This is a genomic window from Parafrankia elaeagni (assembly GCF_000374165.1).
GTDB classification, from domain to species: domain Bacteria; phylum Actinomycetota; class Actinomycetes; order Frankiales; family Frankiaceae; genus Parafrankia; species Parafrankia elaeagni.
The window spans coordinates 276,843-300,940 of sequence record NZ_KB893717.1 but is presented as its reverse complement, the minus strand read 5'-3'; the positions used below and the strand labels follow the sequence as shown (position 1 = coordinate 300,940).

Annotated in this window: 18 protein-coding genes; 14 read left to right on the top strand and 4 right to left on the bottom strand. The window is 72.0% G+C overall.

Features of this window, described 5'->3' with window-relative positions:
* Nucleotides 1–76 precede the first annotated feature (76 nt).
* The 7 genes from B207_RS33600 (at nucleotide 77) to B207_RS0111980 (ending at nucleotide 8,923) form a co-directional block, all read left to right on the top strand.
* Nucleotides 77–1,444, top strand: coding sequence for a citrate synthase (locus tag B207_RS33600; protein WP_018636778.1), 1,368 nt, complete (start codon nucleotides 77–79; stop codon nucleotides 1,442–1,444).
* Between the two features lie 171 nt (nucleotides 1,445–1,615).
* The gene (locus B207_RS0112005; protein WP_195905282.1) at nucleotides 1,616–3,184 is read left to right on the top strand and encodes an NAD(P)-binding domain-containing protein; all 1,569 of its coding nucleotides are present in this window, start codon (nucleotides 1,616–1,618) and stop codon (nucleotides 3,182–3,184) included.
* Nucleotides 3,185–3,191: 7 nt separating this feature from the next.
* On the top strand, nucleotides 3,192–4,271 hold the full coding sequence (locus B207_RS0112000) for an alpha-hydroxy acid oxidase (RefSeq protein WP_018636776.1): 1,080 nt from the start codon (nucleotides 3,192–3,194) through the stop codon (nucleotides 4,269–4,271).
* Nucleotides 4,268–5,587, top strand: a complete 1,320-nt coding sequence (locus B207_RS0111995) for a cytochrome P450 (protein WP_018636775.1) — start codon at nucleotides 4,268–4,270, stop codon at nucleotides 5,585–5,587. Before B207_RS0112000 ends, B207_RS0111995 begins: the two co-directional genes overlap by 4 nt.
* 6 nt (nucleotides 5,588–5,593) lie before the next feature.
* The gene (locus B207_RS0111990; RefSeq protein WP_018636774.1) at nucleotides 5,594–6,865 is read left to right on the top strand and encodes a cation:proton antiporter; all 1,272 of its coding nucleotides are present in this window, start codon (nucleotides 5,594–5,596) and stop codon (nucleotides 6,863–6,865) included.
* Between the two features lie 49 nt (nucleotides 6,866–6,914).
* Nucleotides 6,915–7,604 (top strand): response regulator transcription factor, encoded by a 690-nt coding sequence (locus B207_RS0111985; RefSeq protein ID WP_018636773.1) that lies wholly within the window; start codon nucleotides 6,915–6,917, stop codon nucleotides 7,602–7,604.
* The gene (locus tag B207_RS0111980; protein WP_018636772.1) at nucleotides 7,601–8,923 is read left to right on the top strand and encodes a sensor histidine kinase; all 1,323 of its coding nucleotides are present in this window, start codon (nucleotides 7,601–7,603) and stop codon (nucleotides 8,921–8,923) included. Before B207_RS0111985 ends, B207_RS0111980 begins: the two co-directional genes overlap by 4 nt.
* Nucleotides 8,924–9,005: 82 nt before the next feature.
* Here B207_RS0111980 and B207_RS0111975 read toward each other — a convergent pair whose 3' ends face one another.
* Nucleotides 9,006–10,496: an HAL/PAL/TAL family ammonia-lyase gene (locus B207_RS0111975; protein WP_018636771.1), complete on the bottom strand. Its 1,491-nt coding sequence runs from the start codon at nucleotides 10,494–10,496 to the stop codon at nucleotides 9,006–9,008.
* Between the two features lie 64 nt (nucleotides 10,497–10,560).
* Here B207_RS0111975 and B207_RS0111970 point away from each other — a divergent pair, with 64 nt between their 5' ends.
* From B207_RS0111970 to B207_RS0111960, 3 genes are all read left to right on the top strand, one after another.
* Nucleotides 10,561–12,171 carry an NAD(P)-binding domain-containing protein gene (locus B207_RS0111970; RefSeq protein WP_018636770.1) on the top strand — a complete coding sequence of 537 codons (1,611 nt, stop codon included), beginning with the start codon at nucleotides 10,561–10,563 and terminating at the stop codon, nucleotides 12,169–12,171.
* Nucleotides 12,155–13,684 carry a class I adenylate-forming enzyme family protein gene (locus tag B207_RS0111965; protein WP_018636769.1) on the top strand — a complete coding sequence of 510 codons (1,530 nt, stop codon included), beginning with the start codon at nucleotides 12,155–12,157 and terminating at the stop codon, nucleotides 13,682–13,684. The genes B207_RS0111970 and B207_RS0111965 overlap by 17 nt, the downstream gene beginning before the upstream one ends.
* Before the next feature lie 111 nt (nucleotides 13,685–13,795).
* Nucleotides 13,796–15,148, top strand: a complete 1,353-nt coding sequence (locus B207_RS0111960) for an AlbA family DNA-binding domain-containing protein (protein ID WP_018636768.1) — start codon at nucleotides 13,796–13,798, stop codon at nucleotides 15,146–15,148.
* Between the two features lie 136 nt (nucleotides 15,149–15,284).
* Here the strand turns inward: B207_RS0111960 and serC are convergent, their stop codons facing one another.
* The gene (gene serC, locus B207_RS0111955) at nucleotides 15,285–16,409 is read right to left on the bottom strand and encodes a phosphoserine transaminase (RefSeq protein WP_018636767.1); all 1,125 of its coding nucleotides are present in this window, start codon (nucleotides 16,407–16,409) and stop codon (nucleotides 15,285–15,287) included.
* The gene (locus B207_RS0111950) at nucleotides 16,402–17,496 is read right to left on the bottom strand and encodes a citrate synthase 2 (RefSeq protein ID WP_018636766.1); all 1,095 of its coding nucleotides are present in this window, start codon (nucleotides 17,494–17,496) and stop codon (nucleotides 16,402–16,404) included. The genes serC and B207_RS0111950 overlap by 8 nt, the downstream gene beginning before the upstream one ends.
* Before the next feature lie 337 nt (nucleotides 17,497–17,833).
* Between B207_RS0111950 and pdxH the strand changes: the two genes are divergently transcribed.
* The 3 genes from pdxH to B207_RS0111930 all read left to right on the top strand — a co-directional run bounded on the left by pdxH (nucleotide 17,834) and on the right by B207_RS0111930 (nucleotide 20,586).
* Nucleotides 17,834–18,550, top strand: a complete 717-nt coding sequence (gene pdxH, locus B207_RS0111940) for a pyridoxamine 5'-phosphate oxidase (RefSeq protein ID WP_230204977.1) — start codon at nucleotides 17,834–17,836, stop codon at nucleotides 18,548–18,550.
* A gap of 471 nt (nucleotides 18,551–19,021) precedes the next feature.
* Complete coding sequence (locus B207_RS0111935; RefSeq protein WP_018636764.1) at nucleotides 19,022–19,789, top strand: hypothetical protein; 768 nt, start codon at nucleotides 19,022–19,024, stop codon at nucleotides 19,787–19,789.
* Nucleotides 19,786–20,586, top strand: a complete 801-nt coding sequence (locus tag B207_RS0111930; protein WP_018636763.1) for a L,D-transpeptidase — start codon at nucleotides 19,786–19,788, stop codon at nucleotides 20,584–20,586. Before B207_RS0111935 ends, B207_RS0111930 begins: the two co-directional genes overlap by 4 nt.
* A 411-nt stretch (nucleotides 20,587–20,997) precedes the next feature.
* On the opposite strand, the gene B207_RS0111925 is transcribed toward B207_RS0111930, so the two are convergent.
* Nucleotides 20,998–22,497: a cryptochrome/photolyase family protein gene (locus tag B207_RS0111925; RefSeq protein WP_035740500.1), complete on the bottom strand. Its 1,500-nt coding sequence runs from the start codon at nucleotides 22,495–22,497 to the stop codon at nucleotides 20,998–21,000.
* Nucleotides 22,498–22,619: 122 nt separating this feature from the next.
* Here B207_RS0111925 and B207_RS40620 point away from each other — a divergent pair, with 122 nt between their 5' ends.
* Nucleotides 22,620–24,026: a mechanosensitive ion channel family protein gene (locus B207_RS40620; RefSeq protein WP_018636761.1), complete on the top strand. Its 1,407-nt coding sequence runs from the start codon at nucleotides 22,620–22,622 to the stop codon at nucleotides 24,024–24,026.
* Nucleotides 24,027–24,098: the final 72 nt, after the last annotated feature.

The following is a 24,098-nucleotide window of genomic DNA, read 5'->3' as shown; positions in this document are numbered from 1 at the left end:
GCGCTCCGAACCCGGGCGCGCGCCCGGAGGTGGCCGACGCCGTCACCCGGCAGTGCCATGGCGAGAGGAGCCCGGCGTGTCCGAGCAGGTCAGTACCCTGACCGTCACAGACAACCGCACCGGTCGGACGTACGAGGTGCCGGTCACCGACGGCACGATCCGCTCGAGTGCGTTCCGTGCCATCAAGGTCGACGACGACGACTTCGGCCTCATGGCGTACGACCCCGCCTTCACCAACACGGCGAGCTGTCGCAGCGCCATCACCTACATCGACGGCGACGCGGGCATCCTGCGCTACCGCGGCTACCCGATCCAGGAGCTGGCGGAGAAGAGCAGCTTCCTGGAGGTCGCCTACCTGTTGCTGGCTGGCGAGCTCCCGACCTCGGACGAGCTCTCCACCTGGGAAGACGAGATCACGCACCACACCCTGGTGCATGAGTCGATCAAGAAGTTCATCGACGGCTTCCACCACGACGCCCACCCGATGGGCATGCTCGTGTCGACCGTCGGCGCGCTGTCGACCTTCTACCCGGACGCCAAGACGATCGACGACCCGGGCCTGAGGCGGCTGCAGATCGTCCGGCTGATCGCGAAGATCACGACGCTGGCGGCGTTCTCCTACCGCCACTCCGTCGGCTTCCCGTACGTCTACCCGGACAACGATCTCTCGTACGCCGGCAACTTCCTCAACATGATGTGGAAGGCCACCGAGCTCAAGTACGAGCCGGACCCGAACCTCGAGCACGCCCTCGACGTTCTGTTCATCCTGCACGCCGACCATGAGCAGAACTGCTCCGCGAACGCGATGCGCGCCGTGGGCAGCTCGCAGGCCGACCCGTTCTCGGCCGCCGCCGCGGCGATCTCCGCGCTCTACGGGCCGCTGCACGGCGGCGCCAACGAGCAGGTCCTGCGCATGCTCTCCGAGATCGGCTCGGTGGAGAACATCCCGGCCTTCATCGCGCAGGTCAAGGACGGCAAGAAGAAGCTCATGGGCTTCGGCCACCGGATCTACAAGAACTACGACCCGCGGGCCCGGGTGATCCGCCAGGTCGCCGACGAGGTCTTCAAGGTCACCGGCACCAACCCGCTGCTCGACCTGGCGATGGAGCTGGAGCGGATCGCGCTCGAGGACGAGTACTTCATCGCCCGGAAGCTCTACCCGAACGTGGACTTCTACACCGGCATCATCTACCAGGCCATGGGCTTCCCGGTCGAGATGTTCCCGGTGCTGTTCGCGATCGGGCGGATGCCGGGCTGGCTGGCCCAGTGGGAGGAGGGCCTGCTCGACCCCGAGCAGAAGATCGCCCGCCCGCGGCAGCTGTACGTCGGCTACGACGAGCGCCCGTATGTGCCGATGAACGCCCGGTCGACGGCGACGGACTCCGAGAGCGACCCCATCGCCGCCCAGGCCGCTCAGGCCGCCCCCAGCCGCCCGCTGCGCTGACCTACCGGGGGGTCCCCCTCCATCCTCGGGGCGGCCCCCCGACTCGGACGACCGCCTCCGGCCATCTGGCCGGCAGGCGGTCGTTCTGCTTTTCCCCCGCCCGAGGAGGTCGTCGGCCGGCCCCGGGCACGGACTGAAATTTCTCTGAGTTGACCGATCTACCGTCGTGTCGTGACTGGGACACCGCTGGACTTGCTGATCATCGGTGCGGGACCGGCCGGGCTGCAACTCGCCGCCTTTCTGGAGCAGGACGGCACACGGGACTATCTCGTCCTCGACGGCGCCCCCGCCCCCGGCTCCTTCTTCGCCCGCTTCCCACGGCACCGGACGCTCATCTCGATCAACAAGCCGCACACCGGGTCCACCGACCCCGAGCTGAACCTGCGCCTGGACTGGAACTCGCTCCTCGGTGACCGGACCCCGCTTTTCACCTCGTACACCGAGCGCTACTTTCCGGACGCCGACGTCATGGTCCGGTACCTGGCCGACTTCGCCGCCGCCGCCGGAGTGCGGGTGCGCTACAACGCCCGGGTCGCCCGCGTGCACCGCGGCGAGTTCTTCGAGGTCACCGACACGAACGGGGAGACCTACCGGGCCCGGCGGCTCGTGGTGGCGACCGGTGTCTCCAGGCCGTACCTGCCGCCGATCCCGGGGATCGAGGCGGCCGAGAGCTACGACGAGGTCTCGGTGGATCCGCGCGACTTCACCGACCAGCGGGTCCTCATCATCGGCAAGGGGAACTCGGCCTTCGAGACGGCCGACAACCTGATGGAGACGACCACACTCATCCACGTGGCGGGTCCGAGCTCGATCCGCCTGGCCTGGCAGAGCCACTACGTCGGCCACCTGCGGGCGGTGAACAACAACTTCCTCGACACCTACCAGCTGAAGTCCGCCAACGCGATCCTCGACGGCAACGTGCGTGAGATCCGCCGCGAGCCGGACGGCGACGGCTTCACGGTCACGTTCAGCTTCAGCCGGGTGAACGAGGTACTGAAGGACATCCGGTACGACCGGATCATCCTGTGCACCGGTTTCCGGTTCGACCCGGACATCTTCGACGACACCTGCCGACCGGAGCTGGTCATCCGGGACAGGTTCCCGGCGCAGACCGACGAGTGGGAGTCGGTGAACGTCCCCGGTCTCCACTTCGCGGGCACGCTGTCCCAGGTGCGGGACTTCAAGAAGTCGACGGGCGGCTTCATCCACGGCTTCCGCTACAGCGTCCGGGCGCTGCACCGGATTCTCGAGCGGCGGTACCACGACGTGCCGTGGCCGGTGGAGAAGATCAGTGTGGACGCGACGGCCGTCGCCGACGCCATCATCGCGCGGGTCAACCGGACCTCCGCGCTGTGGCAGCAGTTCGGCGTGCTCGCCGATGTCGTCACCGTCGGCGGGGTGGACGCCCGCTACCACGAGGAGGTCCCGGTCGACTACTTCGCCCGGGTCGGGCTGTCGACCGACGACCATCAGGTGACGGACGCCTTCGTCGTCACGCTGGAGTACGGCCCGGACCACGACAAGGTCGACCCGTTCGACATCAACGTGGGCCGCATCGCCCAGAACGCGGCCGGGCAGGCGCACGACGCCGCGTACCTGCACCCGGTCGTCCGCCACCACCGCGACGGCGCGGTCGTCGCCGTCCACCACCTGGCGGAGAACCTGGAGAACCAGTGGGACCGGCCGGACGTCCACGGCGCACCGCTGGTCGCGTTCATCGACCGCTGCCTGGCCCGCTGAGCACCCGGTGCTCACCCTGACGGAGATCGAGCACAAGGCCGCAGCCCGGCTCGACCCGGCGCACTACGACTTCTTCGCCGGCGGCGCGGGCGACGAGCGGACCCTGCGGGCCAACGTCGCGGCCTTCGACCGGCACCGGCTGCGGCCCCGGGTGCTGCGCGGCACCGGGCAGCACGGCACCGGGCAGCACGGCACCGGGCAACGCGACCTGAGCGTGACACTCCTCGGCCAGCGGCTGGCCTTCCCGGTCCTGGTCGCGCCGACGGCGTTCCACCGGCTCGCTCATCCCGACGGGGAGGTCGGCACCGCGAGGGCTGCCGCCGCCACTGGAACGATCATGATTCTGAGCATGGCGGCGACCCAGCCGGTCGAGGAGGTCGCCGCGGCCGGCGCACCGCTGTGGTTCCAGCTCTACCCGCAGCCGGACCGAAGCTTCACCGAACGGCTTGTCCGGCGGGTGGAGGCGGCCGGCTGCGGCACGCTCGTCGTCACCGTCGACTCCCCGGTGTTCGGCCGGCGCGAGCGGGACCTGCGTAACGGTTTTCTCGACCTCCCGGACGGGCTGGCCTGCGAGAACATGCGTGAGCCCGGGGCCGGCCACCCTCGGGAGATCGCCTGGGACCCGGGGCTGGGCTGGGACACGGTCGCCTGGCTGCGTGCGCTGACCCCGCTGCCGATCGTCCTGAAAGGCGTGCTCCACCCGGCAGACGCCAGGCTCGCCGTCGAGCACGGCGTGGACGGGATCGTCGTCTCGAACCACGGCGGACGGCAGCTCGACGGGGCCGTGGCGACCCTCGATGCGCTGCCCGCCGTGGTCGACGCGGTGGCGGGGCGGCTGCCCGTCCTGCTCGACGGTGGGGTGCGGCGTGGCACCGACGTGGTGACCGCACTCGCGCTCGGGGCGAGCGCTGTCGCGGTCGGGCGACCGGTCGTGTGGGGACTCGCCGCCGGCGGCACGGACGGCGCGCGGGCCGTGCTGGAGCTGCTCCGCGAGGACGTCGACCGGGCGATGGCGCTGTGCGGTGCCGACCGGCCGTCCGCGCTGACCCCTGATCTCGTCGCACCTGCCCACTGGTGCCACCCGTGACCCTGCCCGCCCACACCGCCGCGCTGCCGGCGCTGCTGGTGCGGGCCCGAGAGTGGATGTTCACCCGCATGAACGGTGGGGAGGGCGTCCCGGTGCCGGGGCCGCTCGTCGGGCCGGAGCACTTCCACCGCGTCTACGCCGACCCGGCCGCGAACGGCCGCAGCCAGGGTGCGGGCCTGTCCGACCTGTTCTGGTACTGGTTGGCGCCCGGGCCGCAGATGCACCAGGAACACCTCGAACCAGGCGGGCGGTACCGGGCGGTCGCGCGCGTCACCCGCCAGGTCCTCGCCGTGCCGCAGCAGCGCTCCTACGAGCTGGCCCGGGACGCGGCCGCCCGCCGGCTCGACGCGCTGCCGGTCGACCGGCTCAGCCTGGTCCGGCTACGTGACCTGATGATGCCCGTCTGGGCCGAGGTCTACTACGAGCTGGTCTTCGCCGAGCCATGCCCGCCGCAGGTCCGTGATCTGATCGTCGCGAACGCCGACGACGTCGTCACGGCGCTGAAGTGCTGCTCGCTGCGGCACATGCGCCGGCGCGACCGGCTCACCCGGTACCTGACGGGCCGGATCGAGGCGGGCACCGTGCCGGTGACACTGCCCGCGCCGTTCACCGTCCAGGAGACGGCCTGGTACCTGCAGGGCGCCTTCTTCAACACGGCGGTCGTGCAGATGTCAGAGGCGATGGCCCATCTGCTCCTCGCCCTCGCGCAGCATCCGGACGTCCAGCGCCGCCTGCACGAGGCCCTGGACGACGACGACGCGCTCGACCGGGTCATCGACGAGACGCTGCGGGTCCACCCGCTGTTCGGTGTCGCCCACCGCGTCACCACCGCGCCGATCGTGGTCGACGACCAGGTCACGCTGCCGGCAGGATCGGTGCTGCTGTTCAACTACCTGGCCTACCAGCGGACCGGGCCGGCGGCCGACGGCACGTTCGACCCGGACCGCTGGTTCACCCTCGAACGGCGCGCGGCGCACTTCATCCCCTTCGGGGTGACCGCCAACCGAGCGTGCCCGGCCCGGGGGGCCGCGCCGGTGATGATGCGCGCGGTCACCCGGGAGGTCCTGCGCCGTTTCGCGCTGACGTCCACCGTGCACCACACCCGCTCACTGCCGAGCCGGGGACCGTGCTATCTGGTGCCGCCAGCCGCGGCCGGGCCGGGAGCCGCCCGGCTGCGCGCGATGCGGCGGCGGGACGGCTGGGCCGACGCCGGTCGCAGCGTGCTCCAGCTCCTCTTCGGTGCGGTGATGGTGCTCGATGCCCGCCGCCTGCGCCTGTGCGCGAACTATTTCGGATCTCCTACCACCCGGAGGTAACCGACAGTGACTCCCAGTGAGCTCGCGCCGCGGTTCTTCATTGCCGTGGTCGTGATCCTGCTGTTCTGCAAGCTGGTCGCGTGGACGCTGGGCAGGGTCGGGCAGCCGGCGGTGGTGAGCGAGATGCTCGCCGGCGTGCTGCTCGGGCCGTCGCTGTTCGGGCTGCTGTTTCCCGACGCGCAGGATGCGCTGTTCCCCCGGGAGCTCTACCCGGTGCTCTACATCCTCGGCCAGGTCGGCCTGGTGATCTTCATGTTCCAGGCCGGCCACGCGTTCGCCCGCCACCGGGTGCCGAATCTCCTCGGTACCGCCGGCGCGGTCTCGCTCGCCGGGGTCACCGCGCCGCTGGCGCTCGGCGCCCTGCTGGTGCTCGCCACGAGCGGGCACGTGCCGATCCGGGCGGACGGCGTGCCGACCGGTGTGACGGCCGCCTTCGTGGGGGTGGCGCTGGCCATCACCGCCTTCCCCATGCTGGCGCGGATCATCACCGAGCGCGGGCAGGCCGGTACCCGGCACGGCGCCCTCGCGCTGGCCAGCGGCGCGATCGACGACGTGGTGGCCTGGATCATGCTGGCGTTCGTCATTGCGGTGGCGTCCGGCGAGCTCGGCCCGGCGCTGGTCACGCTCGTCGGAGCGGCGTTCTTCGTGGTGCTCGTCTGGTTCGGCGCCCGGCCGTTGTCCCGCCTGCTGCTGACGCATCCGCGGATCAGCCCCCAGGAGCAGCTGCTCGGCACGGTCGCGCTGCTCTTCGCCATCGCGTGGTACACGGACGAGATTGGTCTGTACGCGGTTTTCGGTGCCTTCGCGGTCGGCGTGGTCATGCCGCACAACGAGCGCGCGGAAGCGGTCACGGGCACCCTGACGCCGATCTCCCAGAACATCTTTCTTCCGTTGTTCTTCACCTACTCCGGGCTGCGCACCGAGTTCGGCCTGCTCGGCGACGGATCCGTGCTGCTCTTCGCCGTGGGATGTGTCGTGGTCGCTGTCGTCGGAAAGTTCGGCGCGTGCTGGGCCGCGGCCCGGCTGCGCGGCGAGCCGAACGGTGTCGCGCTGCGGGTCGGCGCACTGATGAACGCCCGCGGGCTGATGCAGCTCATCGCCCTGAACGTCGGTCTGGAGGAGGGCATCGTGACGCCCTCCCTGTTCACCGCACTGGTGCTCGTCGCCCTGGTGACGACGTTGATGACGACGCCGCTGCTGACACTGGTCGAACGCCGGGAGAGGGCCTGGGCCACCGCCCCCCAACCAGCCCGGATAGTCCCGGAAGGGCGGGCATAAGGGTAATCAGTCACTTTTCTGGCAGCCACCCGCGTGGGATGGTTGGCGGGTGCGGGCCCCAGTCAGGTCGCGGTCGTCCGGCCCCTATCGACTGCTTCTGGTCGAGGACGACCACGAACTCGTCGCCCTCCTCACCGACACCCTGCGGGTCGAGGGCTACGACGTCGATGTCGCCCACGACGGGCAGCGCGGCCTGCACCTCGGGCTGACCAGGGAGTACGACGTCGTCGTCATCGACCGCCGGCTGCCCGCCCTGGACGGCCTCGACCTGCTCGTCCGGCTGCGCGCCCGCGCGGTCCGCGCCCGCGCCCTCCTGCTGACCGCGCTGGGCACCGTCCACGACCGGATCGACGGCCTCGACGCCGGAGCCGACGACTACCTGGTGAAGCCGTTCGACCTCGACGAGCTGAGCGCCCGGATCAGGGCCCTGTGCCGGCGCACCCTCGACATGACCGAGGTGCTGCCCATCGGCTCGGCCCACCTTGATCTCGGCCTGCGCGACGTCGCGCTCCCCGACGGGGACCGGGTCGCGCTCTCGGCCCGCGAGTTCGAGCTCCTGCGGCTGCTCGCCGAACAGCCCAACACCGTGCACTCCCGCTCCGAGCTGCGCCGCCGCGTCTTCCGGGACGCCCCCGCGGCGTCGATCGTGGACACCTACGTCTACTACCTGCGCCGCAAGCTCGGCCGGTCCGTCGTGCGCACCATCCACGGCCTCGGCTACCGCCTCGGAGCGCTGTGAGCGGACCAGGCGGCGGCGGTTCGTGGATCGAGCCGAGCGGCTCGTGGGCCACCGCCGAGCGGACGGTGCTGCGGCGGGCCAGACTCCGCATCGGGGTCGTGGTCGGCGTGCTGATCACCCTGCTCGTCGCGCTCGTGAGCTGGGTCGCGTACTCGGTGCTGGTGCACGCGCAGAACGACCAGATCGAGCGGGAGCTGCGCTACACCCTCAGCTACGGGACGCCCACGGCACCTCCGGTCTGCGCATGGCTGTTCGCCCTCGACGACGCGCGGGTCACGGCCGGCCCGGTGCCGGCCCCGCCCGGGTTCCCGCTGCGTGCCGACCTGGACGCCACCGCCGTCTCCGGCACGCCCTCGGAACGCGCCGTGAGCCGCAACGGGACCAGGTACGTCGTCCGCACCCAGGCCCGCGGCGACGGCGCCGTCCAGGCTGTCTTCGACACCCGCTACCAGCTCTCCGACCGCCGGCACCTGCTGATCGCGCTGCTGGTCGTCTCGTCCGGCTCGGTGGTCGTCGCGATCGCGGCGGGGGTGGCCGTGAGCCGCCACGCGGTCGCTCCGCTCGCCGAGGCACTGGCCACCCAACGCCGCTTCGTGACCGATGCCAGCCACGAGCTGCGCACCCCCATCACCGTGGCCTACACCCGGGTGCAGGTCCTCATCCGGCGGGGGGCGGCCAGCGGGCTTCCGGCCGACCATCTGCGCGGGCTGGAACAGCTCGCGGCGACCGTGCGCAGGCTCGGCGAGGTCGTCGACGACCTGCTGCTGTCAGCCCGCCTCGTGGGCAGCGCGGCCGAACCCCGCCGGGAGCCGGTCGACCTGGCCGGAGTCGTCGACGCGGCCGTGGCGGCAGAGGCCGACCGGCTGGCCGAGCAGCAGGTGACGCTGGACTTCCAACGCCCCGCCGAGCCCCTGTTCGTCGACGGCGTCGCCTCGGCGCTGCGCCGCGCGGTCGACGAGCTGCTGACCAACGCGGTCAACCACACCCCGGCCGGTGGGCGCATCGTGCTGGCCCTCGGCCGCTCCCATCGGGGCAGATGGATCGAGCTGACCGTCGCCGACAACGGGGACGGGTTCGACTCCGCCGCCGCCGAGCGGCTCTTCGACCGTTTCTACCGAGGCCCCGGCGGTCGGGAGCGTCGTGCCGGCCTGGGCCTCGGCCTGGCGTTGATGCGCGAGGTGGTGGCGGGCCACCGCGGCACCATCGAGGCTGTCGGGCGGCCCGGGCAGGGCGCCACGTTCACCCTCCGGCTGCCGGAGTCGACCGACCGGCTACCGGAGCCGGCCGACGCGGTCGCGGGCCCGCGAAACGCGAGATAGCGCCACCGCCCCGACCGGCCCGTCCCGACTGACCCATCCCGACCGACCGGCCCATCCCGACCGGCCCGTCCCGACCGGCCCGTCAGGACGTCATGGCAGCGATCACCTCGGCGGCGGTGCGGACGTCGCCGTCCAGCGGGCGGTCCGGATCGACGGGCGGCACCGCCTCCGTCAGCGCGTCGAGGACGGCGGCGCACCCGGGGGCGGTGGGACGGCGGGCTCCCACGTGCGGCGCCTGCCGCAGCCCCAGGGCGAGCGAGCCGCACAGCAGCCGCAGCAGCCCGGCCATCTCGTGGGCCCGCAGCGCGGCCTGGGTGCCGAACGGCACGACGTCCTGGTTGTGCAGGTTGGTCGGCAGGCTCTGCATGCCAGCAGGCACCGCCGCCCGGCGGATCTCGGCGACGAGCGCGGTCGTGGCCAGCTGCACCCCCTGCAGACCGTGCTGGCGGCCGGGGCCCGCGGCGAGCATCGGCGGCAGGCCGCCGTTGCGGGTCGGGTCGACGAGCAGGTCCAGCTGCCGCTCGACCAGGTTGCCGAGCTGGGCGGTGACCATCGCCAGGACGTCGGCGGCGAACGCGGCCGGCTGCCCGAAGAAGTTCCCGCCGTGCACGACCGCGTCGTCCGCCGGGAAGAACAGCGGGTTGTCGCTGACGCTGCGCAGGTCCGCCGCGACGACACCGTCGACGTAGCGCAGCGCGTCCTCGGCGGCGCCCAGCAGCTGCGGTGAGCAGCGGATGCTGTAGGGCTCCTGCAGCGCCCGCTGGCCGGAGGGGCTGGCGCCCGCGAGCGTCCGGCGCATGTCCGCGGCGACCGCCGCCGCGCCGGGATGGGCGTAGGCGGCGATCAGGCGCGGGTCGAGGAACTGCGGGTCGGCGCCGAGCAGGTCGACCAGCAGGCAGGTGAGCGCCGCGCTCGCCCGCAGCGACGCGCGGACGCCGGCCAGCGCCAGCGCGAGCGCGGCCGTGGTCAGGGACGTCCCGTTGACCAGCGCCAGCGCGTCCCGGCCGTCGAGCGCGAGCGGGACGAGCCCGGCGTCCGCCAGGGCCTGCGCCGCCGGCATCCGCCGACCGTCGAGGTAGGCCGTGCCGCGGCCGCGCAGCGCCTGCGCCGCGTAGGCGAGCGGTATCAGGTCCCCACTCGCGCCGACCGAGCCGTACCGCGGCACGGCGGGCACGAAGGTCGTCGCGAACATCGCCGCGAGGCCGTCGACGACGTGCGCCGACACCCCGGACGCGCCCTGGGCCAGCGACCAGGCCCGGACCAGCAGCGCCGCCCGCACGATGTCGGGGGGCAGGTCCGGGCCCTGGCCGGCGCCGAGGTGGGCCAGGGTGTTGTCGCACTGGTCCGCCTCATCGGCCCGGCCGGCGAACCCGACCAGCGCCCCGAAGCCGGTCGTCGCTCCGTAGACGGGGCGGTCCTCCTCCCGCAGCACCTCGTGCAGGAAGCGCCGGCCACGCTCGACCCCGCTGCGCACCGCTGGGCCGACCTGCACCGTCAGCGGCCCACAGGCCCGGACCAGGTCCGGGCCTGACAGCGGCACGGAAAGATCAACAACCTTCTCGGTGGCGAGCACGCCTGAAGACCCTAGGGTCGGTTTCTCAGAGTGTTCTGAACTCGCCCCGGTACCTTCCCTCACCATGAGGCACGACTACCTGATCATCGGTTCGGGGCCAGCCGGGCTGCAGCTCGCCGCCTTGTTGGAGCGCGGTGGTCACGACTATGTCGTTCTGGAACGCGGAGCCGGCCCGGGCACGTTCTTCGAGACCTACCCCCGGCACCGCCAACTCATCTCCATCAACAAGGTGCACACCGGGCTCGACGACCCGGAAATGCGCCTGCGGATGGACTGGAACTCGCTGCTCAGCGACGACCCGGGGCTGCTGTTCACCCGGTACAGCAAACGGTACTTCCCTCAGGCGGCGGATCTCATCCGTTATCTGGCCGACTTCGCCGCGGCGACCGGGGCGCGGGTGCGTTACGACACCGAGATCGTGCGGATCTCCCGGGACGACGACGGTTTCGTCGCGGTGGACCAGACCGGCCAGGAATGGCGGTGCCGCCGGCTCGTCGTCGCCACCGGCGTCTCCCAGCTGCACGTCCCGCCCATTCCCGGTATCGAGACCGCCCAGCGCTACGACACCTTCGACACCGACCCGGAGTCGTTCGTCGACCAGCGGGTGCTCATCATCGGCAAGGGGAACTCGGGTTTCGAGACCGCGGACGCGCTGGTGGAGACGGCGGCCGTCATCCACGTCGCCGGGCCGCACTCGATCAGACTCGCCTGGCAGTCCCACTATGTGGGGCACCTGCGCGCGGTGAACAACAACTTCCTCGACACCTACCAGCTCAAGTCCCAGAACGCCGTCCTCGACGGCACGGTCGAGAGCATCGAGCGGCTTCCCGACGGCCGCTACCGGGTGATGTTCCGGTACGCCCGGTCGGTGGAGGCGCTGCGGGAGATCCTCTACGACCGGGTGATCGCCTGCACCGGCTTCCGTTTCGACTCCTCCGTGTTCGCCGAGGACTGCCGCCCCACCCTGGTCATCAACGACCGCTTCCCCGAGCAGACGGCGGCGTACGAGTCGACCAACGTTCCCGGCCTGTACTTCGCCGGCACGCTCACCCAGCAGCGTGACTTCAAAAGGTCCACCAGCGGCTTCATCCACGGTTTCCGTTACGGCACCCGGGCGCTGTACCGGATTCTCGCCGCCCGCCATCACGGCACGCCCTGGCCGGCCGAGCCGCTCGATCCGTCCGCGGACACCGTCAGCGACGCCATCATCGCCCGGGTGAACCGCTCGTCCGCGCTGTGGCAGCAGTTCGGGGTGATCGGCGACGTCGTCACGGTGGACGGCTCCCGTGCGCTGTACCACGAGGAGGTCCCGGTCCCGTACGCCACCGGCGGCGGGCTCGCCGGAGACAGGCTCGCCGGAGACGGGCTCACCGGGGGCTCCGGGCATGGGGGCGGGAGCGGCGCCCGGCACATGTTCGTCGTCACGCTCGAATACGGGCCCGACCACGACAGCGTCGACCCGTTCGACATCTCCGTGCCGCGTGTCGCCGAGAACGACGCGGCCAACGCGCACGACGCCAGCTACCTGCACCCGGTGGTGCGCTGGTACGTCGACGGTGAGGCGGCGGGCGTCCACCACCTCGCCGAGAACCTCGAGAACGAGTGGAACCTGCCGGCGGTGCACCAGCAGCCTCTCGCCGCCTTCCTCAAGGAATGCCTTGCCGACGCCGGCTGACCCGTTCACCCGCACCGCACCGGACGCCTATCCGCGACCGGTCCTGGAACTGCTGGAGGAGGCCGGGGAGCGTCCCGTCTTCGAGCACGGCGCCCGTGTCGTCACCGGAGCGGAGATGCTCGGCCTCATCCGGCGGATCTCCTCCGGGCTGCGGCGCGCGGGAGTGCGCCCCGGCGACGGCCTGGCGCTGCTGCTCTGGGTGAATCCCGAGGCGTTCGCGACGATCCTCGCCGGTCATGTCGTCGGTGCCCGGGTCGTCGGCGTACGCGCCGGGCTGCCGGACGGCCAGCTGCGGCACATCCTCGGCCAGGACATCGCAGCCGTCGTCTCCGACAGACCGGTCGCCGACAGCCCGGCCACCAGCAGCCCGACCACCAGCACGGTCGCCCAGCTCACCGTTGCCGAACTGCTGTCCACCGGCACGGACGGGGGCGAGAACGCCGCCTCGGTACAGCTCTCCGGGCGGCCCGGCGACATTGCGAGGCTCATCCACACGAGCGGCAGTACCGGCGTTCCGAAGGCGTGCGCGCAGACCTACGCCGCGCTGGGTGCCGCCTGGACGGCGCGGCCGGCGGCGTGGCCGCCCGCGATCCGCGAACTGGCCTCCCGGCTCCAGCGCTTCCTCGTCTTCGGGTCGCTGGGCAGCCAGGTGATGATGGAGTACGGCGTGCTGACCCTCGCCGCGGGCGGCACGCTGGTCGTCGCCGACCAGCCGGCGATGCCCGAGGCGATCGTGCGGCACCGCGCGACCGTGAGCGTGATGACCGTGGCCCGCCTGTACCGCCTCGTCGCCGACCAACGGCGCGCGCCGGCCGACCTGAGCACGCTGCGTGCCCTGATGGTCTCCGGCTCGCCGCTGGAGCCCGCCCGGCTGCGCGAGGCGCTCGACGTGCTCGGCCCGGTGGTCTTCCACGGCTACGGCCAGACCGAGGCCGGCACGATCTCGATGGCCACCCCGTTCGACGTCCCCGGCTCGGTCGGGTTCCCGCCGACGGCGGTGGATGTCCAGGTGCGGGGTTCCGACGGCACACCGCTGCCCGCCGGGGAGTCCGGTGAGCTGTTCGTCCGCACCCCGGCGCAGGCGGTGGGCTACTGGGCGGACCCCGCGCAGACCGCGGAGGTCTTCACGGACGGCTGGGTGCGCACCCGCGACCTCGGCCACCTCGACCCCGACGGCCGCCTGTACCTCTCCGGGCGGACGAGGGACGTCATCATCGTCAACGCCGGCCTGCACTACGCCGGGCCGATCGAACGGGTCCTCGCCACCCACCCCGACGTCGCCGAGGCCTACGTCGTCGGCACCCCCGACGAGAACACCGGCGAGGCGGTGCACGCCTTCGTCGTGCCGGGGGCCGGCCGCGATCCCGACCCCGCGGCACTGCGGGCGCTGGTCACCGCCCACCTCGGCGCCGACTGCGCACCCGCCACGATCACCAGGATCGACGAGGTCCCCCTGGCACCCAGCGGAAAGCCGGACAAGCGCCGGCTCCAGCCCGCGCAAGCTCTGAAGTGAACTCTGAAGCGCTCGGCTTCAGAGCACTTCAGAGCTCGGACGTCCACAGGCGCACGGCAGACGCCTGCCGACGCCCTAGAAAGATCAAACTTCAGAGTAGACTTCAGAGCTGTGGATCTGGCGGATCTCCTGACCCGGCCCGAGGGCAAGACACTCGAGTTCAAGCGCGACGTGTCGTCACCTCGCGGTGTGCTGCGGAGTCTGGTCGCCTTCGCCAACACCTCCGGAGGCGTACTGCTGATCGGAGTCGAGGACGGAACAAGCCACGTCCGCGGGGTGACGGAACCACTGGACCTCGAGGAACGGCTGGCCAACCTGATCAGTGACTCGATCGCGCCCCGCCTGGTTCCCGACATCGAGATCGTGTCATGGCGCAACACCCAGGTCGTCGCGGTCCAGATCTATCCGAGTCCGTCCCGACCGCACCACCTCGGCCAGGAAGGTCCGGAGAACGGGGTCTACGTCCGGGTCGGCTCGACCAACCGGAGGGCCGACCCCGATCTCGTCGAAGAACTGCGCCGCTACGCGCGAGGTGAAGCGTACGACGAACAGGCGATGCCTGAAATCGGTGCCGAGGCGATCGATCTGGGTGCCGCGACCGAGGCGTTCAGCCAGGTCCGGGAGCTCCGTCCCACCGATCTGGAGACCCTCCGGTTGGTGACGCCGCACCAGGGGCGGCTTGTGCCCACCGTCGGAGGCCTTCTGCTGTTCGGCCGCGACCAGGAGCGCAGCCGCCTCCTGCCGGATGCCTGGATACAGGCCGGACGGTTTCTCGGCGCAGACAAGGCCGAGATCGTCGATCAGCGCGAGATCCGTTCCAACCTGGTGCGCGGGGTGGAGGAGGCCCTCGATTTCGTGCGCAGGCACAGTCTGTACAGCGCCGACATCGGCCCGGTCCGACGCACCGATCGGTGGAACCTGCCGCCCGTCGCCGTACGGGAGGCAGTCGTCAACGCGGTGGCTCATGCCGACTACCGGCAACGCGGAGCGCCCATCCGCATCGCGGTCTTCGACGACCGTCTCGAAGTGGAGAATCCCGGTCTGCTGCAGTTCGGCCTGACGGTCGACGACCTCCGCCGCGGCGTCTCCAAGCTGCGGAACAGGGTCATCGGCCGGGTCTTCCACTCACTGGGGCTGATCGAGCAGTGGGGCAGTGGCATCCAGCGCATGACCACCGCCTGCCTGGACGCCGGTCTTCCCCCGCCAGATCTCGAGGAGATCGGCGGCCGCTTCCGCGTCACGCTCTGGACCCAGCGGGTCCGGCTGCCACCCCTTGACACCAGGGACCGGGAGATTCTCGCCGCCATCCCCGCCGACGGCGCACTCACCAGCTCCATCGCCAGGGCCATCGACCTGTCCGCCAGGGCGACGCGGACCCGGCTCATCAAGTTGGTCGAACGCGGACTGGTCCGCGAGGTGGGCGCCGGCCCGCGAGACCCGAAACGCCGCTACTACCGATCCTGACAGATGGTGCCACCTTCGACCGAACAGGCGTTCGGGTCGGGAGAGCGGTGTCCTCCCGACCCGAACGCACCTACGTGCCGGCCGCAACGCCCCGATGGCCACGGCACAGCCATCGGGTGGTCAGGAAGAGCCCCGGTCAGAGGCGCTCGACGACGTGGTCGATGGCGCTGGTAAGGGTCTCGACGTCGGAGGGCTCGATCGCCGGGAAGCAGGCCACGCGGAGCTGGTTGCGGCCGAGCTTGCGGTAGGGCTCGACGTCGACGACGCCGTTGGCGCGCAGCACCTTGGCGACGGCGGCGGCGTCCACACCCTCGAAGTCGATGGTGACGACGACCTGCGAGCGCTGCGCCGGGTCGGCGACGAACGGTGTCGTGTAGGTGGTCTTCTCGGCCCAGTTGTAGAGGATCGAGGAGGACTCGGCGGTGCGGCGCACGGCCCAGTCCAGGCCGCCCTGGCCGAGCATCCAGTCGAGCTGGTCGGCGAAGAGGAACAGGGTGGACACGGCCGGGGTGTTGTACGTCTGGTCCTTGGTGCTGTTGTCCAGCGCCGTCGTCAGGTCCAGGAACGGCGGGATCCACCGGTCGGTGGCCGCGATCTCACCGAGCCGGGCCAGCGCGGCCGGCGACATGAGGGCCGCCCAGAGGCCACCGTCGGAGGCGAAGCACTTCTGCGGCGCGAAGTAGTAGACGTCCGCCTCGGTCAGGTCGACGGGCAGGCCGCCGGCGCCGGAGGTGGCGTCCACCAGGTGCAGCGCGCCCGCGTCGGCACCCACGGGACGGCGCACCGGGCGGGCGACACCGGTCGAGGTCTCGTTGTGCGGGGTGGCGTAGACGTCGACGCCGGCCTCGGGGGCCCAGTCGGGGTGGGTGCCCGGCTCGGACTTCACGACCGACGGGTCGGCCAGGAACGGGGCGCCCTTCGTCGTGTCGGCGAACTTTCCGCCGAACTCGCCGAAGACGAGGTGCTGTGAGCGTTCCCGCACCAGGTTGAAGGCGGCGGCGTCCCAGAACGCGGTGGCGCCACCGATGCCGAGGACCACCTCGTAGCCCTCGGGCAGCGAGAACAGGTCGGCGAGCCCCGAGCGGACCCGTCCGACGAGGTTCTTCACCGGCTTCTGCCGGTGTGACGTGCCGAGCAGCGACGCCCCGCTGGCGGCGAGCGACTCCAACGCCTCGACGCGGACCTTGGACGGGCCGCAGCCGAAACGACCGTCGACCGGCCGCAGCGACTCGGGCAGGACGATCGTCGGAGCGTCAGGCATTGACATCCCCCAGCGGCCGCGGTGCGGGGCCGATGTAGCGGGCGGACGGACGGATGAGCCGGCCGGTGCGCTTCTGCTCCAGGACGTGAGCGCTCCAGCCCGCGGTGCGGGCACACGTGAACATGGACGTGAACATATGGGCCGGCACCTCGGCGAAGTCCAGCACCACGGCCGACCAGAACTCGACGTTCGTCCGCAGCGGGCGGTCCGGGTACCGGTTCGTCAGCTCCTCGATGGCCGCCGCCTCCAGCGCCTCGGCCACCTCGTAGCGATGCGAGCCCAGGTCGCGGGCGGTGCGGCGGAGCACGCGGGCGCGCGGGTCCTCGGCGCGGTAGACCCGGTGCCCGAAGCCCATCAGGCGCTCCTTGCGGTCCAGCGCCGCCCGGACGTACCCGGTGGGGTCACCGGTGCGCTCCACCTCGTCCAGCATCGCCAGCACGCGCGACGGCGCGCCACCGTGCAGCGGGCCGGACAGGGCGCCCACGGCGGCCGAAAGCGCCGCGGCGGCGTCCGCGCCGGTGGAGGCGACCACCCGGGAGGTGAAGGTGGAGGCGTTCATGCCGTGCTCGGCGGCGGACACCCAGTAGGCGTCGACGGCCTGCACGTGCTTGGGGTCGGGCTCGCCGCGCCAACGGATCATGAACCGCTCGGTGATGGTGCGGGCGCGGTCCACCTCCTTCTGCGGGACGGCGGGCTGCCCGAGACCGCGGGCGGACTGCGCGACGAAGGACAGGGCCATGACGGACGCCCGGGCCAGGTCGTCCCGCGCCTGCTGCGCGGTGATGTCGATCAGCTGGCCGAAGCCCCAGAACGGCGCGAGCATCGCCAGCGCGCTCTGGACGTCGACTCTTATGTCCCCGGAGTGCACCGGCACCGGGAACGGTTCGGCGGGCGGCAGGCCCGGCTCGAACGCCCCGTCGACGAGGAGGCCCCAGACGTGGCCGTAGTCGACCTTGCCGACGAGGTCCTCGATGTCGACGCCGCGGTAGCGCAGCGCGCTGCCTTCCTTGTCCGGCTCGGCGATCTCGGTCTCAAAGGCGATGACGCCTTCCAGGCCCGGCTTGAAATCGCTTGTCTTCTCGGCCATCGAGTCCGGATCTCCGCTTCTGTCTCGGCCGACCACGGGACGGGCCCTGCCGGAACCGGCCGGCCGCGGTGTGCCGCGTCACCGGCCGGATGCACGCCGACACGGCCGTCGTCGTCGCATCGGATCTGTCTAACGACGCAATCGTCCGTCTGCATCCTGCCCTGTGAGGGACGGTTACGCCACTGGACAGGGCGTGATGAGTCGCGTTCCGCACGGGGCGGCCCACGCGACCCCGGACCGTGCCCGGTCAGGTCCGGTCAGGTCCGGTGGCCGGCCGGAATGACACCCGGCCAGGTGAGCGCCGTCACACCACCGAGGGGCTGTCAGGATCCGGGGCGTGACGCCCTCCCCAGCCGTGCCCGATCTCCCGGCGGTGCCCGATCTCCCGGCGGTGCCCGATCCGTCCGGGCTGCGCCGCGGCTACCACCCCGGCCGGTTCGACGAGTCGATGCTCGCCGCGACCTGGGTCGAGCAGTTCCGCAAATGGTTCGCGGACGCGTCCGGCCCGGATTCGGGAATCAGCGAGCCGAACGCCATGATCTTTGGTACGGCGGACTCGGCCGGCCGGCCGAGTTCCCGCACGGTGCTGATGAAAGGGTTCGATCAGTACGGTTTCACCCTCTTCACGAACTACGGTTCGACCAAGGCCCGTCAGGCGGCCGAGAATCCATTCGGGTCACTGCTGTTCCCCTGGTATCAGCTGGAGCGTCAGGTGATCGTGGCCGGTTCGGTCGAGCGGGTGCCGCAGGCGGAGAGCGACGCCTATTTCCGTTCCCGGCCCCGGGGATCGCAGCTCGGGGCGTGGGCGAGCCACCAGTCGGCCGTGATCCCCTCCCGAACGGTGCTCACCGAACGGCTCACCGAACTCGAGCGCCGTTGGCCCGCAGGCGTGCCGGTACCGGTCCCCCCTTTCTGGGGGGGGCTACGCCTGGTGCCGACGTCGGTCGAGTTCTGGCAGGGCCGCCCGAACCGCCTCCACGACCGTCTGCGCTATCGCCTGATCGCGCAGGGTGCGGGAGACACCTGCTGGGTCGTCGAACGGCTCGCGCCCTGACCGGCCCGGAATCCAGGCGGCGCAATCCGCGTCCGCCGGGCGGCCCGCCGCGTGGGGCCGCCCTCCAGTCCGCGGTGATGCTCGGCCTGATGCCCACACGACCCCGCCACGACGCCCGCACGACGGTCATTCCGCACCGCAACCGAACACCGGCAGAACCACAGCCGAACGGTGGCCGAACCGCAGCCCTGACAAGCGATCAACCGGCGTCTACGCAGCTTCGCGGGGGGCCTCCCGCGTCGCCGCTGCGACGCGTTTAACACAGATGAACACCCAACGTTCTCGCTACACCAGACCCGCCCACTCCCTGACGATGCGGGCATTGGTACCTTTCTGCCTGCAGCCGTACCTGATCGGCAAACGCCGATCCGCGTCCCGCGCCGACATGCCGCTCTCCGGCCCGTCGGGCACGTTGACGGGCCGCCGGCAGCGGTCAACGGCGACCCGTCACACATCGAGGGAGACGGATTAATGCGGATCACCAGAATGCTGGCTGCGACGGCCGGTGTTCTCGGCGCGGCCCTGATCGCGGTCGCCGCCCCGGCCTCGGCGGCCACCACGCCTTCGCCCGACGTGCCGACGACGACCACCTCGGTGTCGCCGACCACCACCCCCGGCGAAGGCATCCTCGTCGAGACCTCGACGACACCCTCCGGGACACCCACGGCCGACCCGTCGGCCAGCACGGACCCCTCGGCGACGCCCAGCGTCGACCCGTCGGCGAGCCCGAGTGCCAGCGCGGACCCGTCGGCGACGCCGACCGACACCGTGCCCGAGAGCGCCTCGCCGACCCCCACCGAGGGCACCGGCGACCCGGTCCTCGACGGCTTCCTGTCCCTGCTGCCCTTCAAGGTGCCGCTGGACAAGGAGATCGACGGCATCGAGGACTTCGACGTCAACCCACTCCTGCTCACCTTCACCTGCGGCGACTCCGGGCCTGACTGGGTGCTGCGCAACAGCGGCGACAAGGCCCTCGGCTTCGGCTGGTTCGACACCAGCCTCGGCGCCGGCGTCAGTGAGATCGGCCCGGGCGCCACCCTCAACCTCACCACCCATGCGATGGCCGTGATCGCGTCCCCGTGGGACGCGGAGTCCGGCTACCTGCTCGTGACCGTGCCCACCGTGGGCGTCTCCGACTGCGAGGACACGGCGCCGCCGGCGGCGGCCCCCGTCGCGCTGCCCATCGCCGTGCCGGCGAGCAGCAGCGTCGTCCACGCCGAGCCGTACTACACCGGATGAGCAGCAACCACGAAGCGCCAGCCCGGCGCTGGCCCGGCCGTCGCGCCCTGTCCCGGACAGGAGCGGCGGCTGCGGCCGTTGTACTGGGCGGTGCGATTCTCACCGGCTGCGGCGGCGGAGACGACTCCGGCTCGGCCGCCGGCCAGGTGCCCGAGACCGTCCGCAGTCAGCTCGCCGCCGTCGCCGGTCTCGGGCAGGGAGCGAGCACCGTTCTGACCGCGACCGGGGCCGGCGTCGACATCTACCAGGCACCGAACGCGCCGCGGCCGACGTCCACGCTGTCGAACCCGAACGAGAACGGCGCCCCCCGGGTCTTCCTCGTCCAGGCGAGGATGCCGGGCTGGTGGCAGGTGCTGCTGCCCGTCGAGCCCAACGGCAGTACCGGCTGGGTGAAGGCGGAGCAGGTCACCGCCAGCCAGACGCCGTACCGGATCGTGGTCGCGCGCGGCGCGCACAAGCTGCGCCTCTACAACAACGACCAGATGATCGCGGAGGAGCCGGTCGCGATCGGCACCACCGACACCCCGACCCCCGGCGGCCGGTTCTTCCTGATGGAGCTGCTGCGGCCGAGCAACCCGAACGGCGCCTACGGCCCGTACGCGTTCGGCCTGAGCGGCTTCTCCACCAGCATGGAATCCTTCGGCGGCCGGGACCCGGTGATCGGCATTCACGGGACGAACGAACCCGGCTCGATCGGCCGCGATGTCAGCCACGGCTGCATCAGGCTGAGTAACGACTCGATCACCCGGCTGGCCCAGACGGTCCCGCTGGGGACCCCCGTCGAGATCGTCGCCTAGATCGAGCCCGTCGCCTGATCACGGGCGGCCCGGTCAGGCGGTGTACCGCCGGGGCCGGGCCGCGGCGGCGGCGGCGGCACGCAGAGAAGGACCGGCGGCACACAGCGAAGGACCGTGGCGCGCCAGCGCGAGCTGCCCTCCACATCCCGCGCCGGCGCGACCACGTCCGGTGGAGCCCGTCACTTCCCCACCGGCGGGGCGAGGAGCCGAGCCCGCCGTCTCCCTGCCCGCCTTAAGGGTGGCCAATCCCGACCGGCCGAACCGGCGGACGACAGAATCGGAACGTGTCGGGTATCTGACACGCCCATCGCTTGCGGGTGCGCCAACCAGGCAGGCAGGTGGGTGGGTCGATGGATGGATGGATGGGAGAACCATCCGCTGGGTGGGAGGCGCATCCGCCCGCTCCGGACGTCAGTCGCCGCGGCGCCCTCCGCCCTTCCGGGCCTGCTCGTAGCGATCGAGGGCCTCCCTGCGTTCCGCGGCGTGGTCCACGACCGGGAGCGGATAGCCGTCCGGCGGACCGCCGGGGCGCTTCCACGGCTCGTGCACCTCGCCGGCAGGAAGTCCCCGCAGCTCGGGGACCCAGCGCCGGATGTACTCCCCGTCGGGGTCGAACCGGCGTCCCTGCGAGACGGGATTGAAGACCCGGAAGTACGGTGCCGCGTCGGTGCCCGTGCCGGCCGTCCACTGCCAGCCGTGGTTGTTCGAGGCGAGGTCGCCGTCGACCAGGCGCTCCAGGTACCAGCGGGCGCCGTGGGTCCAGTGGACGTGCAGGTCCTTGCAGACGAACGACGCCTCGATCATCCGGATCCGGTTGTGCACCCAGCCCTCGGCGAGCAGCTGGCGCATGCCGGCGTCGACGACGGGATAGCCGGTGCGGCCCCATTTCCAGGCTTCGAAGGCATCGCCCGGCGGCTCGTGCGCCATCGTCGCCAGGGTGTCCGAGAAATCGCTGCGGGCCGAGGAGGGATGGGCTGCGAGAACGTCCGCGTAGAACTCCCGCCAGGCGAGCTCTGAGCGAAACTTCTCCGCCGCGTCGGGCAGGCCACCCGCGGCCCCGTCCCCGCTCGCGTCCCCGTCCCCGCTCCCGCTGCCACTGCCCCGGCCGCTGCGGCTGCGGCTGCGGCTGCCGACCGACGTGGCGGTGACCGCCTGGTGCAGCTCGTGCAGGACGGTCCTCGGGTGCACGCAGCCCCACTTCAGGTAGGGCGAGAGCCGGGAGGTGACCTCGGCGGCCGGCTCGTCGCGATGCCGCGCGTATCCGGCGAGGCTGTCACGCAGGAAGGCACGCAGGCGTTCTCGGGCGGCCGCCTCACCCGCCGCGGGCAGCCGGGTGCCGTCCAGATCCGGGTCGGCCGGGATGGCCGCAGCGCTGCCGGGCAGCGAGCGGGGATCAAGCCAGTCCGGATCGGCCGCCCCGGCCGCGGGCGCCCGCCAGCCGTGCTCCTTCCAGGCCCGGTAGAACGGCGTGAACACCCGGTAGGACGTGCCCTCCGAGCTGGTCACCCGGCCCGGAGCAACCGCGTAGGCGGAGCCGGTGCGCCGCAGTTCCCGGCCGTCGGCAGCCAACGCCCGGGCGACCTTGTCGTCCCGGTCACGGCCGTAGGGGCCGTGGTCGGCCGCGATGTGGACCACGGCGGCGCCGACCTCCCACGCGACCGCCGGGACGACCTCGTCCGGGCGGCCGGCGCGGACGCACAGCCGACCGGACAGCCGCTCGTCGAGGTCCCGCAGGCAGCGGTAGAGGAAGGCGAGGCGCACCGGCCCGGACGGACCGCGCAACGCGTCGTCCAGGACGAACAGGGCCAGGACCGGCCCCTCGTCGGCGGCCGCGAGCAGCGCTGGGTTGTCATCGAGACGGAGGTCGCGGCGCAGCCACCACACCGCCCGACGTGACGTGGACGACCTCATCCCACAGACACTACCCAGACACGGAAGGTCACCCGAGAGGGTCACATTGGTGCCACACCATGCCACTCGAGTCCACGGCGTGGCATCGCCCGACCACGCCCCGTGGCTGTTGTGCTGTCCGGGTGACACAGGCCGTGCAGTGGGATCAGGGCATTTCCGACGCCTGGTCGCGCATCGCGCAGACGGGCCCCAGGATCCTCGTGTTCGTGCTGGTCCTCGCAGCCGGCGCGATGATCGTCCGGGCCCTGCTCCGCGCCGCCGACCGGGCCCTGGAACACACCGGTTTCGATCGCCTGCTCGCGCGGTCCGGCGCCGCCCGGCTGCTACACAGCGACGAGGCCACCCTCCAGACCGGGCTGCTCCGCCTCGCGGCGGCAGCCTGCTTCCTCGCCGTCCTGCGGGCCGCGCTCGGGGTGTTCGGCCCCAGCCCGGCCGACCGGATGGCCGGTACGGCACTCGATGTGCTGGCGAAGGTGCTGCTCGCGTTCGCGATCGTGCTCGTCGGGCTGGCCCTCGCCGCCGCCGCACGCCAGTTCCTCACCGACTCGCTCGCCGGGCTCCGGCACGGGCGCACGGTGGGCAGGGTCGTCGCCGGGATCGCTGTCCTGGCGTTCGGCAAGGCGGCCCTGGACGAACTCGGCCTCGGCACCTCGGTCACGACGCCACTGCTCTATGCGGTGCTCGCCTCCTGCACCGGCGTGGTCGTGGTCGGCGTGGGCGGCGGGCTCATCCGGCCGATGCAGAGCCGTTGGGAGGAGATTCTCGACCACGCCGAGGACACCGCGCAGGAGGCTCGCGCCGCCTGGCGCACCAACCACGCGCCGACCCACGCGGCCCCGTCAGCCACGTCAGCCCCCGCCGGGCCGGCACACGCAGCACCGCTGACGCCCACGGCACCGCCTCCACACGCGGCACCGCCAGCCCAGCCGCCGCTGCCGCCGGTATCGGTACCTCCGCCGTCGCTGCCGTCGCCGTTGCCGTCGCGACCACCGGCTTCACAGGCGCGACCTGCGCGGTCGGCATCGCCACCGTTCACCGCCTCGATGCTGCCGACAGCACCGCCATGGGGCGGCAGCCCGCAGGCGGGCGGATTCCTGACCGTGCCGGAGGGCCCGCCAGGGCCCACCGGCCCCGCGCCCGGTGCTGCCGCACCTGGTACCGGCTCGGCGGACCCCGCAGGCCCCTTGGTGGCGCCTCGGCCGGATTCGGCGCACGACCCGTACGGAACGGCGGCGGACGACGAACGCCGCGGCCCGCCGGCTCCCCCGCCGGCCGTGCAACGCCCGTCCTTCCCACCGCCGGGCGAGCGGCCTCGGCCGGCCCGGCCGGGTGTCCCCGCAGCGCCCCGAACGGCTCCCGGAGCCCCGGACCAGCGGTCCTCGGCAACCCCGCCGGCGGCCGGTCCGCGGGGGCCGGTAGCGTCCTCGAATCAGGCCATCCCACCCCCGGCGCCGGGAACGGTGCCCCGGCCCGTGCCAGCCGACCCAAAGCCCACCCCCCCTGTTCGGGGGGAACGGCCTGCTCCCTGACCGTGCTCCCGGCCGACCTGGAGGGGCGCGTTCGGCAAACTACGACGCGCCACGACGCCGGGTGGGGCACTC

Coding starts and splice junctions, on each gene's coding strand:
- serC (WP_018636767.1), bottom strand. CDS start 16,409: ATGCCTGACGCTCCGACGATCGTCCTGCCCGAGTCGCTGCGGCCGGTC.
- B207_RS0111970 (WP_018636770.1), top strand. CDS start 10,561: ATGAGGCACGACTACCTGATCATCGGTTCGGGGCCAGCCGGGCTGCAG.
- B207_RS0111935 (WP_018636764.1), top strand. CDS start 19,022: ATGCGGATCACCAGAATGCTGGCTGCGACGGCCGGTGTTCTCGGCGCG.
- B207_RS0111925 (WP_035740500.1), bottom strand. CDS start 22,497: ATGAGGTCGTCCACGTCACGTCGGGCGGTGTGGTGGCTGCGCCGCGAC.
- B207_RS0111950 (WP_018636766.1), bottom strand. CDS start 17,496: ATGGCCGAGAAGACAAGCGATTTCAAGCCGGGCCTGGAAGGCGTCATC.
- B207_RS0111930 (WP_018636763.1), top strand. CDS start 19,786: ATGAGCAGCAACCACGAAGCGCCAGCCCGGCGCTGGCCCGGCCGTCGC.